The organism is Martelella mediterranea DSM 17316 (assembly GCF_002043005.1).
GTDB lineage: Bacteria > Pseudomonadota > Alphaproteobacteria > Rhizobiales > Rhizobiaceae > Martelella > Martelella mediterranea.
This window is the reverse complement of record NZ_CP020330.1, coordinates 3,308,607-3,324,810: the sequence shown is the minus strand read 5'-3', so window position 1 is coordinate 3,324,810 and position 16,204 is coordinate 3,308,607. Positions and strand designations below refer to the sequence as shown.

Sequence of the window (16,204 nt, the reverse complement as noted above, 5' to 3'; positions counted from 1 at the left end):
CCGCAAAATCGACGCAAGTGCAGTTGATTGTTGCGTAAGGGCGGTTTTTCCTGCTCTCGTTTCGATGATCCTTCGAAAGGCAAGGATCGTTCAACCCAGTGTTCCAAGAGGAAGAAGATGGAAGAGTTCCACAAGGTCAGGCGACTGCCGCCATACGTTTTCGAACAGGTCAACCGTTTGAAAGCGAGCGCGCGAGCGGCGGGCGCCGATATCATCGACCTTGGCATGGGCAATCCCGATCTTCCGACCCCGCAATCCGTGGTCGACAAGCTGTGCGAGGTCGTGCGCGATCCGCGCACCCACCGCTATTCGTCGTCCAAGGGCATTCCCGGCCTGCGCCGCGCCCAGGCCGGCTATTATGCCCGTCGTTTCGGCGTCAAGCTGAATCCGGAGACCGAAATCGTCGCCACGCTCGGCTCCAAGGAAGGCTTTGCCAATATGGCGCAGGCGATCACCGCGCCCGGCGATATGATTCTTTGCCCGAACCCGACCTATCCGATCCACGCCTTCGGCTTCCTGATGGCCGGCGGCGTGATCCGTTCGATCCCGGTGGAGCCGGATGACAGCTTTTTCGGGCCGGTCGAACGGGCGGTGAAACACTCGATTCCCAAGCCAATCGCACTGGTGCTCAACTACCCGTCGAACCCGACCGCGCAGGTGGCGAGCCTGGATTTCTATCGCGAAGTCGTGGCCTTCGCGAAGAAGCACGAGCTTATCGTGCTCTCCGATCTCGCCTATTCGGAAATCTATTTCGATGGCGCGCCGCCGCCCTCCGTGCTCCAGGTGCCGGGCGCCAAGGATGTGGCGGTCGAGTTCACATCGATGTCCAAGACCTATTCCATGCCCGGCTGGCGCATGGGCTTCGCCGTCGGCAATGAGCGGCTGATCTCGGCGCTGGCGCGGGTGAAATCCTATCTCGATTACGGCGCGTTCACGCCGATCCAAGTGGCTGCGACCCATGCGCTGAACGGCGATGGCTCGGATATCGCGGAGGTCCGCTCGATCTATCACAAGCGCCGCGACGTCATGGTCGAAAGCTTCGCCAAGGCCGGCTGGCAGGTGACCCCGCCGGCGGCGACCATGTTCGCCTGGGCCAAGATCCCGGAGCCATTTGCCGAAATGGGCTCGCTCGAATTCTCCAAGCTGCTGGTGGAAAAGGCCGATGTTGCCGTTGCCCCCGGCATCGGCTTCGGCGAGCAGGGCGACGATCATGTGCGCATCGCGTTGGTCGAAAACGAGCACCGCATCCGCCAGGCCGCGCGCAACCTCAAGCGCTTCTTCGCCACCACTGAGGTCGCGCCCGACAACATCGTGTCGCTGAAGGCGCATCGATAGTGTAGCGGAAAGGCGTGCCCTTTCTCGCAGTTCGATCAGGAAGGCGAAGGCTTTCCTGATCGCCCAATGTTCATGCCAGGTTCATAACCTATACCGCATTCTTCTGACGAGATTTAGTTTATCGTTGGGGAAGAATCCTCTTTTAAATCAGGAGTGATAGCGCTATCATGAATAACAAGAGAAACCTTGCGGGAATGGTCCACGTTGGGAATTTGCCTGGCTGGCAGGCGAAACCGGCGCTCGCGGCAGGGCTTCGAGCGGAGGAACTGCGGATGAGTGAAACCTTTGGCCGGGTAAAGAAAACGATCATCGCCGTCATCGGCTCGGCCGAGCGCGACGTCGTCGAACTGGCGACGCTGGACGATCTGGGCATCAACTCGATCGATATCCTCGAGTTGGGCCTGGCTCTCGAGGACGAGTTCGCTGTGGTGATTATGGATGAAGATCTTTTCTCCAGTGCCACCGTTGGCGATCTGGTCAAGACTATACACAAATCGCAGGTCCACTATTCGCAAGTCGCGGACCCGGCGGAAGTATTCGTTCACAGCGAAGGTGAAGCAGGCGCGTGAATGTCTCCGCGCGAGACCGTCCTACGCTGGTCCTTCCAAATTTCTCCGCTCGGAATGTTCCATTTGCCGGCGACACCCATGGCAGACGCCCTGAAAATCGGCGTCGCCGGTCGGTTTCGAGGGCATCACTGCCCGGCCGCGTGAGCGGAGCAGATGTAATAAGACAGCTGATATGTGCGGAACCAGGGAAGTTCAATTCAGAATTGACTGAGGCTCGCTACCTTGGCAACAAACAATACGCGGTTCGAGCATCCGGACTTTGCCAGGATCGATTTGATTTGAGAGCGCGCGGTGTGGATTGAGACGCCACGGATGTCGGCGATGTCCGATGCAGAATACCCCGAGCATATCAGTTGACCAATTTCGATTTCCGCAGAGGTCAATCCGACCATTTTCGCAAATGGCTTGACTTTGAATTTGGGCTTGCGATCGCTATCAACGATCCGAATAAGGGCTCCCCGAAAATTCTTTTCCAGGTCATTGCCAGCATGCCCAAACGGCGAGATTTCTATCCAATAGGGTGATCGGAGGGAGCGCTTGGTGATGACCATTGCATTGCGTGGCAAGTTTGCTTGGCCGATCGCCGTCAGTGCGGTTTGGGTGATACGCCGCCTCAGTTCCCCGTTGGAAGCTTGCGGGTACGCAACGATTTTACCGTCTTTTTTTGAAATGCCATCTTGATCCGCGAAAACCGCGCTTGCCTTCCTATTCTCGATAATGACATCACCATTCTGGCTGACGATGCACACGCCGATATCCATGCTGTCAAGCAGCTCAAGCATCACTGCGTATTGCTTGCGCAGAACATTGTTCATCTGCTCTAGCGCAAGGGCGGAGGCCAAGTGAGGAGCAATGAGGCTTGCCGCACGCAGGCTTTCGGGGGAGATGTCGGTTTTACGATGATCGACATGCATGACAAACCCCGAATTCCAATCGCTCGCTCCAGACATGTTGACTGCAAAACGTCTTCCGACACCGAAGATTTTGCTTGTCTCGACGAACATCTCTGTTTCAAGGAGTCCGGGCTCATCAGGCCACATTTCGGCATCGGTCATGGGAATGTACTGTTGTTGCCGTAGCAGGCGCCTAAGCGCCCTCAATTCGAACGCGCCATACTTGGCTGACAACCCGGAGAAGGTATCGGTCTCCTTGCGATAGATTCTGCTCGACTCCTGGAGCTGATACTGATGTTGCCTGCCGTTGTATTTCAAGATGGTCATGCCTGAAACGCCTGAGAACCGGGCTATCTCATCGCTTATCATTGAATTTTCATCGAATTGAGAAGTCGATGGAGAATACAGACCCTGCAATATCCTGCTAAATAGCTCGATATCCATATCAGTGTTCTCCAATTAATACTTATATGTTCAGGTAGAAAGGCGTCGGAAGATCGGTGTCAAAGCCCCTGCAAGTAAAGGTAGGCAGGCTAAAATTTGTTCTATGTGGCCTCCGGCACCTCTGTATTTAATGAAGGCCAAATTAAAACAGAGATGTTGACGATCTGTTTGAAATTTATATGGAGCATTCTTACAAAAGGACGTCAGTTTAAGATATTGAAATATCTTTTTTCCATGCAGCTTCTTGAGGAAAATTTCGGGTACTTTCTTTTCATGCAAACCTGATACCATTTTCACTGCTTTTCAGACGTTGGAGCTGGCTGAGTTGTTCGTCTACATCTCTAGGTGTATACCGACATGTAGTTGCAATCAATAAGTCCGACTTGTCCATTCTTGGTTCTGTGTCGCTGCGCATACCCCAATTGGGTTATGACGCTGAGCCCATAGCGGGTCGACACTCGGTTCTTCGCAACATGGTTCCAGAAAAGATAACGAGGATCGGCGAATGAGTGACACCTTCAGTCGTGTGATGAAGACAATCGTAGCCGTTATTGGATCTGCCGAAGACGAGGTGAACACAGACGCTACTTTGAACGGTCTCGGCATCAATTCACTCGATATTCTCGAACTGGGGATGGCCCTTGAGGAGGAATTTGACGTGATGATCATGGATGAATATCTGCTCTCGAGCAAAACCGTTGGCGATCTGGTCGAGACCGTTAATAACTCGCGCGCTCAGCAAACGTGTTCGTCTGCCGCAACGGTGGAGCAGGAGCGTGCGCCCACTCGGGCAAGATCGTCCCTGTGCTGGCCCTTCCAAATTTCCCGCCTCAGAATGTTCCATTTGCTGGCGAAACGATCTAAATGAAGCGCGGACGCTTGCGTCCGAACGTGAAATTCGGGTCAGTAGGAATACCCCATGGCAGATGCCCTGAAAATCGGCGTCGCCGGTCTTGGAACCGTCGGCGCCTCGCTTGTGCGCATCATCAGCGAGCGACATGAAAACCTCGCCACGGCCTGCGGCCGCGCCATTACGGTGACGGCAGTATCGGCGCGCGACCGCACCAAGGATCGCGGCATCGATGTCACCTCGGCCACATGGTACGACGATCCGGCGGCGATGGCGCGCGAGGGCGACATCGACGTGCTGGTCGAGCTCATCGGCGGCGCGAGCGGGGCCGCGAAGGATGCGGTGAACGCGGCGCTGGAGCGGGGCATCCATGTCGTGACCGCCAACAAGGCGCTGCTCGCCGAAGACGGCGTGGCGCTGGCGGCACTCGCCGAAGAAAAGGGCGTGCTGCTGAATTTCGAAGCGGCCGTCGCCGGCGGCATTCCGGTGATCAAGGCCGTGCGCGAATCGCTCACCGGCAACACCATGACCCGCGTCTACGGCATCATGAACGGCACCTGCAATTACATCCTGACGCGGATGGAAAAGGAGGGGCTGTCCTTCGAGGATTGCCTCAAGGAGGCCCAGCGGCTCGGCTATGCCGAGGCCGATCCGTCCTTCGACATCAATGGCAACGACACCGCCCACAAGCTTGCGATCCTGACCTCGCTTGCCTTTGGCTGCGAGATCTCCTGCGACGATATTTATCTCGAGGGCATTTCCAACATTACCCAGGACGATATCCGCGCGGCGGCCGAACTCGGCTATCGCATCAAGCTCCTGGGCGTTGCCCAGCGCACCGGCGGCGGCATCGAGCAGCGCGTGCACCCCACCATGGTGCCGCATGACACCGTGATCGCCCAGGTCGATGGGGTCACCAATGCGGTGGCGATCGAATCCGATATTCTCGGCGATCTGCTGATGGTCGGCCCGGGTGCGGGCGGCGATGCCACCGCCTCCGCCGTGCTCGGTGATATCGCCGACATCGCCAAGTCGCGCCCCGGCGCGCAGACCGTGCCGGCGCTCGGCCGGCCGGCGAAATCGCTGGAGCCCTACAAGCGGGCGCGCATGCGCAGCCATGAGGGCGGCTATTTCATCCGCATGCGCGTGGCCGACAGGATCGGCGTGATCGCGGCGATTGCCCGGCGGATGGCCGACAACCAGATCTCGCTCGAATCGATCGTGCAGCATTCGGCCAATGGCGAACGCGACGCGCCGACCAAGACCATCATCATGGTCACCCACGCCACCACGGAGCTTTCGATCCGAAACGCCGTCAAGGCGATGGAGAGCGATGGCTATATCGTCGGCAAGCCGCAGGTCATTCGCATCGAAAAGCCCTGAAACGCGGTTCATGCTCCGGATTCGCGCTTCGGCTGCCATGCGTCGTCTCGATCAGCCGATGACATCGGGGCGCATCAGGCGCTATGAAGGGCAGAATGTCAAAGCGGAGCCGAGGCCTGATGACTGATACTGCCGCCCAGCGCAAGGCGAACCCCCGGGCATTTCTGGGCGTGGAGCGTTCCGCGCGCGATCTGCGCTGGGTGCCGCGTCTGGGCCCGGCAGGTGAAAATCGGGCGCTGGCCATGGCGCAGAACCACGGCCTGTCCGAGCTGATTGCCCGGGTTTTGGCCGGCCGCGATGTGCCGGTGGACGAGGCGCCCGCCTTTCTGGATCCGACCCTGCGCTCGCTGATGCCGGACCCTTTCAGCCTGACCGATTGCGAGGCAGCGGTCGCGCGCCTGATCGAAGCCGTCAAACGCGGCGAAAAGGTCGCGATCTTCGGCGACTACGACGTCGACGGGGCCTGTTCGTCGGCGCTGATGTACCGCTTCCTCACCATGCTTGGCCTCGAGGTCGAGATCTATATCCCCGACCGCATCTTCGAGGGCTACGGGCCCAACCCGCAGGCGATCGAAAGCCTGATCAGGGACGGCGCGAAACTGATCGTGACCGTGGATTGCGGCTCCACCAGCCACGAATCGCTTGCGGCGGCGAAGGCGCTCGGCGTCGATGTCGTGGTGATCGACCATCATCAGGTCGGCGTCGACCTGCCGGAATGCGCGGCCCTGGTGAACCCCAACCGCGAGGACGATCTTTCGGGGCAGGGACATCTCTGCGCCGCCGGCGTGGTATTCCTCGTTCTGGTCGCCGCGCACCGCGCGCTGCGCCAGGCCGGCGACATGCGGGCCGGGCGGATCGATCTCCTGTCCTGGCTCGATCTGGTGGCGCTGGCGACGGTGTGCGACGTGGTGCCGCTCAGGGGGCTCAACCGCGCCTATGTGGTCAAGGGGCTGATCGTGGCGCGCTCGCTTTCCAATCCCGGTCTCGCGGCGCTGTTCAAGCGCGCCGGCCTTGCGGGGCCGGTGACGCCCTATCACCTCGGCTTTCTTATCGGCCCGCGCATCAATGCCGGCGGGCGGATCGGCGATGCGGCGCTCGGCAGCAGGCTTCTGACGGTCGATGATACGGAAGAGGCAGAGGCGCTCGCCGAACGCCTCGACCAGCTCAACCGCGAGCGCCAGGCAATCGAGACGGCGATGCTGCAGGAGGCGGAGACAGACGCGATTGCCGAATTTGGCGATGGCAGCGGCGCGGGCGTGATCGTGACCGCCCGCCAGGGCTGGCATCCCGGCATTGTCGGCCTGCTGGCCTCGCGCCTGAAGGACAGGTTCGGGCGGCCCGCCTTCGCCATCGCCGTCGATGCCAACGGCCGGGGCACCGGTTCCGGCCGGTCGATCTCGGGTTTCGATCTCGGTCGGATGGTGCGCATGGCTGTGGAGCAGGGGCTGCTGGTCAAGGGCGGAGGCCATGCGATGGCCGCCGGCCTGACGGTGACGCGCGAGAAGCTCTCGGCGCTTCGGGCCTTCTTTGAGGACCACGCCCGCGATGCCGTCGAGGCGCTCGCCGCCGACGCGGTGCTGAAGATCGACGGCGCGCTCAGCGCTTCTGGCGCCACGCTTGACCTGATCGACCGGCTGGAGGCGGCGGGTCCCTACGGCTCCGGCCATCCGCAGCCGATCTTCGCGCTGCCGCAGCATCGGGTGCGCGACGCGCGCGTGATCGGCGCAGGCGGCCATGTGAAGGTGCGGCTTGAAAGCGCGGAGGGGACGGCGCTGGATGGCATCGCCTTCCGCGCCGCCGACAAGCCTCTGGGCGAGCTTCTGCTTGGCAGCCGCGGGCGCAGCCTGCATGTCGCGGGAACGCTTTCCGGCGACCATTGGCAGGGCCAGCGCCGCGTTCAGCTGCGAATCATTGATGCGGCCAATCCGTCATAATGTCGGGGAGGTAAGGTTCGGCGCGTCGGCTGAACGAGAGGTTTGAAATGGCACGCCCTAGGGGAATCGAACCCCTCTTTCCAGAATGAAAATCTGGCGTCCTAACCGATAGACGAAGGGCGCACATTTTAAAAACGGCGGTCACCGCAAAGCCGGAACCGCCGCCGCAGCAAACATCATTCTCGGAGATTTATCTCCGAATTCATCCCGCAAAAGGTCAATGACCTCTCGCAAAGGATGGCACGCCCTAGGGGAATCGAACCCCTCTTTCCAGAATGAAAATCTGGCGTCCTAACCGATAGACGAAGGGCGCATGCGTTCGCTGGGCGCCCTTATAATCAGGCAGATGAATTGCCGCAAGCGCAAATCAGCGAATTCTTCAAAAAAAAGACACAAGAGAGGCGCCGGTTGCAGCGCCTCAATAAGTATTTGTTTTTTCCGCCTAAAATCCGTGCGTGCACGGTCGACGGAAAAGCGGACTTACCAGCTTCCGGTGTTCTGCATCGAAGCCCACGGCTCCTGCGGGGGAAGCGCCTCGCCATCCTGCAGGATTTCAACCGAAATGCCGTCGGGCGAACGCACGAACGCCATATGGCCGTCGCGCGGCGGGCGGTTGATGGTGACGCCGGCATCCGCCATCTTCTGGCAGAAATCATAGATATTCTCGACCCGGTAGGCGAGGTGGCCGAAATTGCGGCCGCCGGAATATTCCTCCGGATCCCAGTTATAGGTCAGCTCCAGCTTCGGCACGTGGTCGTTGTCGCCCTTTTCGAGATCGGCGGGTGCGGCGAGGAAAATCAGGGTGAACCGGCCCTTTTCGTTCTCGATCCGGCGGACTTCCTTCAGCCCCATCAACTCGCAGTAGAAGCGCAGCGAGGCGTCGATATCCGTTATGCGGACCATGGTGTGGAGATAATGCATAGGTCACTTTCCTGTGGGCTAAACTGAAAATTTCTGCGGCGTTGACCCGCAATTCCCGATTTCATGCGTTTGGGTATTGCAGGAATCAGATGGATGAATGTTATTCTTCTGTGAAGAATCAGTTAATTCGCGGCCTGGGTTTTTCAAGGAGCGGGGGCAACATGGCCGAGAGGTCTCAAGCGGGAAGATATTCTGCCGCAGAGGATGCGGGCCTTGAAGCCGGGGAACTGCTCGAGGTTACCGGCTTCGTGAAGTGGTTCGACGTCGGCAAGGGGTTTGGTTTCGTCGTGCCGGACAACGGCATGGACGATATTCTCCTCCACGTCACCTGCCTGCGCAAGGACGGCTACCAGACCATACTGGAAGGCACGCGCGTCGTGGCGCTGGTGCAGAAGCGCGAGCGCGGCTATCAGGCGTTCCGCATCCTGTCCATGGACCAGTCCACCGCCGTCCATCCCTCGCAGATGCCGCCGGTGAAGACCCATGTCCATGTCGAGGCGACGAGCGGTCTGGAGCGGGTGATCGTCAAATGGTTCAACCGCGAAAAGGGCTTCGGCTTTCTGACGCGCGGCGAGGGCACCGAGGACATTTTCATCCACATGGAGACGCTGCGCCGCTACGGTCTGACTGAACTGGTCCAGGGCCAGAGCGTGCTGGTGCGATTCGGCGACGGCCCCAAGGGCCTGATGGCCGCCGAGGTTCATCCCGACATTCCGAACCCGATGCACCGCACCAACTGAGGCGCCGCGCGCACTTGGCGGCGTCCGGGCGGACGTTTCGATACCTCCACAGCCACCGGCCTGCCGGCTTGGCCCTGAGGGCGGTGCATTCACGTTGAGTTTTGCACCGACCCCGCTTAAGGTCGACCACGGCGGCGAGACCGCCAGGCTTCGAGGCGAGGACCCCCATGAAACGCACATTCGGCAACTGGAAAATGCTGGCGGCTGCCTTTCTGCTGCTGTTTGGCGGGCTTGCCGTGGCCCAGACCGAGATCACCTTTGAAACCTCGCGGTTGACGCTGCATACCGCAACCGGCGACCACGAGATCGTCGTCGAGCTCGCCGAGACCGAACAGCAGCGCCAGCGCGGTCTGATGTACCGCACCGAGCTTGCTCCCGATCACGGGATGATCTTCGACCTCGGCCAGCCGCGCACCGCCTCGATGTGGATGGCGAACACGCTGATCCCGCTCGACATGGTGTTCATTCGCACGGACGGCTCGGTGGCCGGCTACTACGAACAGGCCGAGCCCGGCTCCAAGCGCGTGATCGCCTCGCGCGAGCCGGTGAAATACGTGCTCGAGTTGGCGGGCGGCCAGGCGCAGGCCTACGGGTTGAAGCCCGGCGACACCGTCACCGGTCCCGCGCTCAAGCAATAACGCCCGCCTGCCGCTTTAAGTATTGCGATCGGCCCGCGAACCGTGTATCCGACCCGCATCGGCGGAGTGTAGCGCAGCCTGGTAGCGCATCTGGTTTGGGACCAGAGGGTCGGGAGTTCGAATCTCTCCACTCCGACCATTAAAACGCCCTGAAATCGCTAGAGATACTGATTTCATTGGGGTTTCGGCCAACTTTCTGTTACAAAACACGTAACAAAATGGAAGTTGGAATGTCTTCAAAGAATCTTCGGCCTTTCCTCGAAAGCAAATAGAAACTTCGCGAACCGCTAGGCCTTGCCCGGCGCACTGCTATTGCGCGGCTTGCCACGATTGTCTCGAAATGGCAGGGTCGCGTCGCTGTTGCGTAGCGCAAATCTTCAATGATCGAGCGATACTTTTTGGATATAATCGGCCTGCTGGGTTTTCCTAGCGGGCTCTATCTATACATGCGTTTGCGCTCTTGAAGGGAGATTTCGAATGAGAATCCAGATTGGGAAACGACTTCTGAATGCTCTAACGCTATTGGAGGACATGGCATCTGATGATTTCGACAAGAATTTTAACTTCACCAAAAAAATATCCGATTTTGTCGGTTTTATAATTAGATTTTCTGCTTTAATTTTTATTATTAAATATTCAATTGACTACATTCCGGTATACGAACTGAAATTAGTTAAATATTTTTCTATATTCTTTTTATCTATTGTTGCTATAATTTTCTGGTTATCAATTTTTTATATGAATCAGAACTTAATAAATTTGATAATATCAAGGTTAATGTTAAGGGATTATAGGGTTGATATTATTTCAAGCGTGAAGTCGATTTATAAATATCGTGATCCAATAATTTTATCTATTAATTTACTCGCCTTGATTTTTTCTATTTTTATAACTTTCTTGGTAGTTTCTATGGTCGACTTTATATTCACTTATTACCCTTCACATTGAATTTTTGGGAAAAAAATTCACAGGTCCTCGGTGATCATTTATTGGTAGCATATCGTGACAAAGTTACTAGGTTTGGAGAATATCCTTTTATAAAAAGGGTCCACTTCTCTAACTATTCACTACCTTTCAAAACGCGATCGGTTCCTGCACCAGTTCCACGCCGAACCGCTCCCGCACCTTGTCGCGGGTATGGTTGGCGAGCGCGGCGATATCCGTGCTTGTGGCGCCGCCGTGGTTGACGAGGACGAGGGCGTGGCGGGCGTAGGTGCCGGCGGGGCCGAGGCGGAAGCCCTTGAGGCCGCATTGCTCGATCAGCCAGCCGGCGGAGAGTTTCACCGTGCCGTCGGGCTGGGGATAGCGCGGCGCGCCCGCGATTTCGGCGGCCTTTTCGGCGCTGACCACCGGATTGTGGAAGAATGAGCCGGCATTGCCGAGCGTCCGCCAGTCGGGAAGCTTCGAGGCCCTGAGAGCGACGACATGATCGAGTACCTCTTGCGCCGAGGCCTGCTCGGGCAACAGGTCGAGACCGGCGTAATCGCGTTTCGCCCGCCATACGGTTGGCAGGGCGAGCGTGACCGACAGGATGACATGGCGACCGGGCTCGGCCTTGAAATGGCTCTGGCGATAGGCAAAGCGGCAGGCCGCAGCATCGAAGGTGCGGACGACGCCGTCCTTCAGATCGAAGGCCTCGAGCGACAGGAAGAAATCGGAGAGTTGCGCGCCATAGGCGCCGATATTCTGGATCGGAGCGGCGCCGACCGTGCCGGGAATGCCGGCGAGGTTTTCCAGTCCCGGAACGCCCTCCGCGACGGTCCAGGACACGAAATCGTGCCAGTTTTCGCCGGCCCCGGCGGTAACGATGGTTTCGCTCTCAGTCCGGCGCACGACCTGCCGACCGCCGATCCGCATCAGCGCGACGATGGCCTCGAGCCGCTCATTGAGCACCACATTGCTGCCGCCGCCGAGAATGCGCAGCGGCAGGCCGGAGGCGGCGCTTTCGTGGGCAAGTGCCGGCAGCATTTCCGGATCATCGACGATCACGGCCCGGCGTGCTGAAGATTTCAGGCCAAACGTGTTGCTGCCGGTCAGGTCGAAATCGGAAATCATGTCCATCGGAGGGCGGTTCCACCTGTTGGGCGTCCGGCCGAGCCGGGCGGGCGCTGATGGTCGGTCAAATAGCCGAGAGCGCCGGCACGGCGCAAGGCCGGCCGACGCTGATGGGGCAATGCTCTTTTTCGCCCGGCGCTCCGGCGTCAGGTCCGGCCGTAGATCAGGTCGCGGGCGATATCGGTCGGCTGATCGAGGCGGGCCTTGTAGATCTCGTAGTTTTCCATGATCCGCTGAACATAGTTGCGGGTTTCCGGATAGGGAATCGATTCGATCCAGTCGATCACGAAATCGAGGTTCTTGCCGCGCGGATCGCCAAAGCGCTCGATCCACTGCGGCACCCGCGCCGGTCCTGCATTATAGGCGACGAAGGTGAGGATATAGGAGCCGCCGAACCGGTCGATCTGCTCGCCGAGATAATGCGCGCCGAGCGTGGCGTTATAGGCCGGATCGCCGGTCAGCCGGCTTGCCGAATAGGAAAGCCCGTGACGGCTGGCGACGCGCTGGGCGGTGGTCGGCAGAAGCTGCAGCAGCCCGCGGGCATCGGCCGGCGAGACCGCGCCGGGATTGAAGGCGCTCTCCTGCCGCGCGATCGCATAGGCGAGCGCCATGCCGGAGCCGGAAATATTGGCGTTGGTCGGGATCACGCCGATCGGGAAGGCGAGCGCGGCGACATCGAGCCCGCGGCCATAGGCGATCTTGCCGACCTGAAGCGACAGGCTGTGGCTGCGGTCCTTTTCCGCCTGATAGGCGAGAAGGGCGAGTTCGCCGGGGCTCGTAAGCTGTTCGGCGAGCGCGCGATAGAGCGAATCGGCGCGCCAGCCATGGCCGACGGCCTCGAGCCGGGCGATCGCCTGCACCGCGGGATTACGCTGGTAATTCGTGCGGTCGGCGGCAGTCGGGCTCGGATAGGGCACGCTCAAACGCGTCTGTCCGAGTTTCTGCAGCGCAAGCTGACCGTAGAAGGTGGTCTCGTAGGAGCCGGCCTTGCGGTAAAAGTCGCGCGCATTGCCCGGTCCGCCGGCTTCAGCGGCCCGGCCCTGCCAGTAATAGGAGCGCGATGCCGAGATCGGGGTCGAGGAGATCGCGACGATATCGGCGAAATGCTTCGATGCGGTCCGGCCATCGTTCAGGCCGCGCAACGCGATCCAGCCAGCGTGGAACGCGGCATCCAGCCGGTCGAGACGACCCTCCGGCATCGCGGCGGCGACCACTTGATAGGCCTGTCGCGCTTTTCCGTCTTCATAATACTGACGCCCGATGATGCGGCTTTCATCCCACCACTGGTCGGGGTTGACGAGGGCTGCCTGATTGCGCGGCATCTTTTTCAGAAGCGCTGCCGCGGTGTCATACTGGTTGTTCTGACGGGCATTGCGGATCTGGATATAGAGGAAGGCCGGATCGCTGCGCCAGGACGAGTGCACGGCATTGATCAGGCTGCCGGCATTGTCCTGTCGGCGAATGACGGCGGCCCAGGCGTTGTAGAAGGACTGGGCATTGCCCATTTCGGAGAACCGCTTGGCCTGGGTCGCGCGGTCGCGATACATCAGGTAGATCATCCGGTTCTTGTGATCGGTCTGGCTGAGGATCGAACCGAACTCTTTGAGAATCTGGTTCTCCGAACTGGTGTCGAGCGCCCATCCGGTCCAGGCGCGGTTGATGATATCGTGCGCCTTCTGCTTCTGCCCGGTCGCCAGATAGGCGCGCGCGAGCAGGATCGTGCCCTGCGAGGTCTCCGGCAGCGTGTTGCCGAAGGCGGCGAGCACGGTGTTGGGCGAGGGGTTTTCGCGCGCGAAGGCCCGTTCGGAATTGGCGCGCAGCGAGGAAAGCCCCGGCCAGCCGCGAAGCTCCTGCTGGGCTTCCGCGATTTCGGAGGAAGGGACGCCAGGTTCGCCGGAAACGGCGATCGCCCAACTCAGAATCTGATGGTCCAGGCTGTTGTCGGGCAGGCGCGCCCGCGCCTGCATCGCGCCAGGGACATTGCTGTCCTTGAGCGCGTCGAGACCCTGTTTCAGCACCGTGCTCGACGCCGGATTGGCGATCGGCTGGCTGATCGCGCCCGTCACCTCAAGCGAGGGCGGCAGCACGGAACGGTCCGGCCGGGCGTAGGGAATCGGCGCCATCGAGGGGAAATCCTGCGCGGCGAGGGGAGTCATCTCCGCTGCCGTCATCACGGCGGCGAGCGAAATCATGGAAAGTGTTTTCTTCATTCGATCATCCAGGGGTCGAATTCAGTCGGGCTCCGTCAATCTCGTTTATCGCGGTTAATATCGCCTTAAGCTATCACACAATCGAGCGGTTTGCTGCTTCGAATGCTAATGCTTGCAGTACCTGATGTCCGGCATTATGGTGCGCGCGATTTGACAACAAGAATGCGGCTTTAAAACGAGGGCCGTCAGGAGAATCTGCATGTTCAAGGGGTCCATACCCGCCCTTGTTACGCCCTTTACAGCCGACGGCGCGGTCGACGAGCAGGCATTCGCCGCGCATGTCGACTGGCAGATCGGCGAGGGCAGTCACGGCGTGTCGCCCGTCGGCACCACCGGCGAAAGCCCGACGCTGAGCCACGCCGAGCACAAACGGGTGGTGGACCTTTGCGTGGAAGTGGTCGCGGGCCGGGTTCCGGTGATCGCCGGGGCCGGTTCCAATAACACGCGCGAGGCCATTGAACTGGCGCTTCATGCGGAAAAGGCCGGCGCCGATGCGCTGCTGGTGGTCACGCCCTATTACAACAAGCCGACCCAGAAGGGCCTGTTCGCGCATTTCTCGGCGATCGCCGAGGCCACCAAGCTGCCGATCTTCATCTACAACATCCCCCCGCGCTCGGTGATCGACCTTCTGCCGGAGACGATGGGCGCGCTGGTGAAGTCGCATTCCAACATCGTCGGCGTCAAGGATGCCACGGCCAAGCTCGACCGCGTGTCAGAGCAACGTATTACCTGCGGCAAGGATTTCATCCAGCTTTCGGGCGAGGATGCCACGGCGCTCGGCTTTGCCGCGCAGGGTGGGGTGGGCGCGATCTCCGTCACCGCCAATGTCGCGCCGAAGCTTTGCGCCGAATTCCAGAACGCTTTGCTTGGCGGTGATTTCGTCAGGGCGCTGGAATATCAGGACCGGCTGATGCCGCTCCACCGGGCGCTGTTTCTTGAACCGGGCGTTTGCGGCACTAAATACGCGCTTAACAGGATTGGCCGTATGGACGGTGCGGTCCGTCTGCCGCTGACGCCGGTGGATGACAGAACCGCCGCCGAAATCGACGCGGCGCTGAAACATGCCGGATTGCTGAACTGATCGCGTCCGGCCGATAGCAGACTGGAAGACTTTCATGGTTCCGAAGGGCAGCAAGGGTGGTCGGCTCAATATTGTCGCCGAAAACCGCAAGGCACGGTTCAATTATGAAATCCTCGACACGCTTGAGGCCGGCCTAGTGCTGACCGGAACCGAGGTCAAGTCGCTCCGCGAGGGCAAGGCCAATATCGCCGAATCCTACGCCTCCGATGAGGATGGCGAAATGTGGCTGATCAATTCCTATCTTCCGGAATATCTGCAGGGCAACCGCTTCAATCACGAACCGCGTCGTCGCCGCAAGCTGCTCCTGGGCAAGCGCGAAATTCATCGCCTGCGCTCCGCTGTCAATCGCGACGGCATGACGTTGATCCCGCTGAAGCTCTATTTCAACGATCGCGGCCGGGCCAAGCTCGAGCTTGCGCTCGGCAAGGGCAAGAAGCTGCACGACAAGCGCGAAACGGCCAAGAAACGCGACTGGAACCGCGAAAAGAGCAGGCTTCTCAAGAGCCTCGGCTGACCCGAGCGGCGTCTGCCGCTTGTGACCAGTCCGCCGCTTCAGTCGTCGAAATCTGAACTCACCACTTCCGGCACGCGCTGGGGCCGTTCCGACGGTTCGCGTCCGATATCCTGCTTCAGCGAAACCAGATCGATGAAATGGTCGGCCTGCCGGCGCAGATCGTCGGCGATCATCGGCGGCTGGGTTGCCATGGTCGAGACCACCGAAACCTTGCGGCCCTTGCGTTGCAACGCTTCCACCAGCGTGGTGAAATCGCCGTCGCCGGAAAAGATCACGAGATGATCGACCGTCGACGCTTGCTCCATCGCGTCGATCGCCAGCTCGATATCCATATTGCCCTTGATCTTCCGCCGACCCATGGAATCGGTGAATTCCTTGGCGGGCTTGGTCACGACCTTGTAGCCGTTGTAATCCAGCCAGTCGATCAGCGGACGGATCGAGGAATATTCCTGGTCTTCGATCAGCGCCGTGTAATAATAGGCGCGCAGAAGGTAGGCCTTGCCCTGAAACACCCTCAGCAGTCTGCGATAATCAATGTCGAAACCGAGGCCCTTGGAGGCGGCGTAAAGGTTCGCGCCATCGATGAAGAGCGCAATTTTCTCGCGCGGATCAAACATAAAACATGTCCTCAAATATA

General features: G+C 59.6%; 14 protein-coding genes and 3 tRNA genes. 10 read left to right on the top strand and 7 right to left on the bottom strand.

Annotated elements, in window-relative coordinates; genetic code table 11:
• The first annotated feature begins 117 nt into the window (after nt 1-117).
• Nucleotides 118-1,335, top strand: a complete 1,218-nt coding sequence (locus Mame_RS15510; protein WP_018065959.1) for an LL-diaminopimelate aminotransferase — start codon at nt 118-120, stop codon at nt 1,333-1,335.
• A 167-nt stretch (nt 1,336-1,502) separates the two neighbouring features.
• On the top strand, nt 1,503-1,904 hold the full coding sequence (locus tag Mame_RS15505; protein ID WP_079920846.1) for an acyl carrier protein: 402 nt from the start codon (nt 1,503-1,505) through the stop codon (nt 1,902-1,904).
• A 197-nt stretch (nt 1,905-2,101) separates the two neighbouring features.
• Here Mame_RS15505 and Mame_RS15500 read toward each other — a convergent pair whose 3' ends face one another.
• Complete coding sequence (locus Mame_RS15500) at nt 2,102-3,241, bottom strand: helix-turn-helix transcriptional regulator (RefSeq protein WP_018065961.1); 1,140 nt, start codon at nt 3,239-3,241, stop codon at nt 2,102-2,104.
• A 505-nt stretch (nt 3,242-3,746) separates the two neighbouring features.
• On the opposite strand from Mame_RS15500, the gene Mame_RS15495 reads away from it, so the two are divergent.
• The 3 genes from Mame_RS15495 to recJ all read left to right on the top strand — a co-directional run bounded on the left by Mame_RS15495 (nt 3,747) and on the right by recJ (nt 7,408).
• The gene (locus tag Mame_RS15495; RefSeq protein ID WP_018065963.1) at nt 3,747-4,109 is read left to right on the top strand and encodes an acyl carrier protein; all 363 of its coding nucleotides are present in this window, start codon (nt 3,747-3,749) and stop codon (nt 4,107-4,109) included.
• A gap of 51 nt (nt 4,110-4,160) precedes the next feature.
• Nucleotides 4,161-5,474 (top strand): homoserine dehydrogenase, encoded by a 1,314-nt coding sequence (locus tag Mame_RS15490; RefSeq protein WP_018065964.1) that lies wholly within the window; start codon nt 4,161-4,163, stop codon nt 5,472-5,474.
• Between the two features lie 119 nt (nt 5,475-5,593).
• Nucleotides 5,594-7,408 carry a single-stranded-DNA-specific exonuclease RecJ gene (gene recJ, locus Mame_RS15485; RefSeq protein ID WP_018065965.1) on the top strand — a complete coding sequence of 605 codons (1,815 nt, stop codon included), beginning with the start codon at nt 5,594-5,596 and terminating at the stop codon, nt 7,406-7,408.
• A 48-nt stretch (nt 7,409-7,456) separates the two neighbouring features.
• Here recJ and Mame_RS15480 read toward each other — a convergent pair.
• From Mame_RS15480 to Mame_RS15470, 3 genes are all read right to left on the bottom strand, one after another.
• A tRNA-Glu gene (locus Mame_RS15480) sits at nt 7,457-7,531 on the bottom strand.
• A gap of 115 nt (nt 7,532-7,646) precedes the next feature.
• Nucleotides 7,647-7,721: transfer RNA gene (locus tag Mame_RS15475), tRNA-Glu, on the bottom strand.
• Between the two features lie 167 nt (nt 7,722-7,888).
• Nucleotides 7,889-8,329: a VOC family protein gene (locus tag Mame_RS15470; protein ID WP_018065966.1), complete on the bottom strand. Its 441-nt coding sequence runs from the start codon at nt 8,327-8,329 to the stop codon at nt 7,889-7,891.
• A gap of 161 nt (nt 8,330-8,490) precedes the next feature.
• Here Mame_RS15470 and Mame_RS15465 point away from each other — a divergent pair, with 161 nt between their 5' ends.
• The 3 genes from Mame_RS15465 (at nt 8,491) to Mame_RS15455 (ending at nt 9,846) form a co-directional block, all read left to right on the top strand.
• Nucleotides 8,491-9,069 carry a cold-shock protein gene (locus Mame_RS15465; protein ID WP_018065967.1) on the top strand — a complete coding sequence of 193 codons (579 nt, stop codon included), beginning with the start codon at nt 8,491-8,493 and terminating at the stop codon, nt 9,067-9,069.
• A gap of 167 nt (nt 9,070-9,236) precedes the next feature.
• Entirely contained in the window at nt 9,237-9,707 is a 471-nt protein-coding gene (locus Mame_RS15460; RefSeq protein WP_018065968.1) for a DUF192 domain-containing protein, read from the top strand.
• 62 nt (nt 9,708-9,769) lie between these two features.
• A tRNA-Pro gene (locus tag Mame_RS15455) sits at nt 9,770-9,846 on the top strand.
• A gap of 935 nt (nt 9,847-10,781) precedes the next feature.
• Here Mame_RS15455 and murB read toward each other — a convergent pair.
• Both murB and Mame_RS15440 read right to left on the bottom strand, forming a co-directional pair.
• A complete protein-coding gene (gene murB / locus Mame_RS15445) occupies nt 10,782-11,768 on the bottom strand; it encodes a UDP-N-acetylmuramate dehydrogenase (RefSeq protein ID WP_018065970.1) in 987 nt (328 codons plus the stop codon).
• Nucleotides 11,769-11,908: 140 nt separating this feature from the next.
• Nucleotides 11,909-13,972 (bottom strand): lytic transglycosylase domain-containing protein, encoded by a 2,064-nt coding sequence (locus tag Mame_RS15440; protein WP_018065971.1) that lies wholly within the window; start codon nt 13,970-13,972, stop codon nt 11,909-11,911.
• 199 nt (nt 13,973-14,171) lie between these two features.
• Here Mame_RS15440 and dapA point away from each other — a divergent pair, with 199 nt between their 5' ends.
• Together dapA and smpB are read left to right on the top strand one after the other, a co-directional pair.
• Nucleotides 14,172-15,053: a 4-hydroxy-tetrahydrodipicolinate synthase gene (gene dapA, locus Mame_RS15435; RefSeq protein WP_018065972.1), complete on the top strand. Its 882-nt coding sequence runs from the start codon at nt 14,172-14,174 to the stop codon at nt 15,051-15,053.
• Nucleotides 15,054-15,087: 34 nt separating this feature from the next.
• Nucleotides 15,088-15,567: an SsrA-binding protein SmpB gene (gene smpB, locus Mame_RS15430; RefSeq protein ID WP_018065973.1), complete on the top strand. Its 480-nt coding sequence runs from the start codon at nt 15,088-15,090 to the stop codon at nt 15,565-15,567.
• Between the two features lie 38 nt (nt 15,568-15,605).
• On the opposite strand, the gene Mame_RS15425 is transcribed toward smpB, so the two are convergent.
• On the bottom strand, nt 15,606-16,184 hold the full coding sequence (locus Mame_RS15425; RefSeq protein ID WP_018065974.1) for a LabA-like NYN domain-containing protein: 579 nt from the start codon (nt 16,182-16,184) through the stop codon (nt 15,606-15,608).
• Nucleotides 16,185-16,204: the final 20 nt, after the last annotated feature.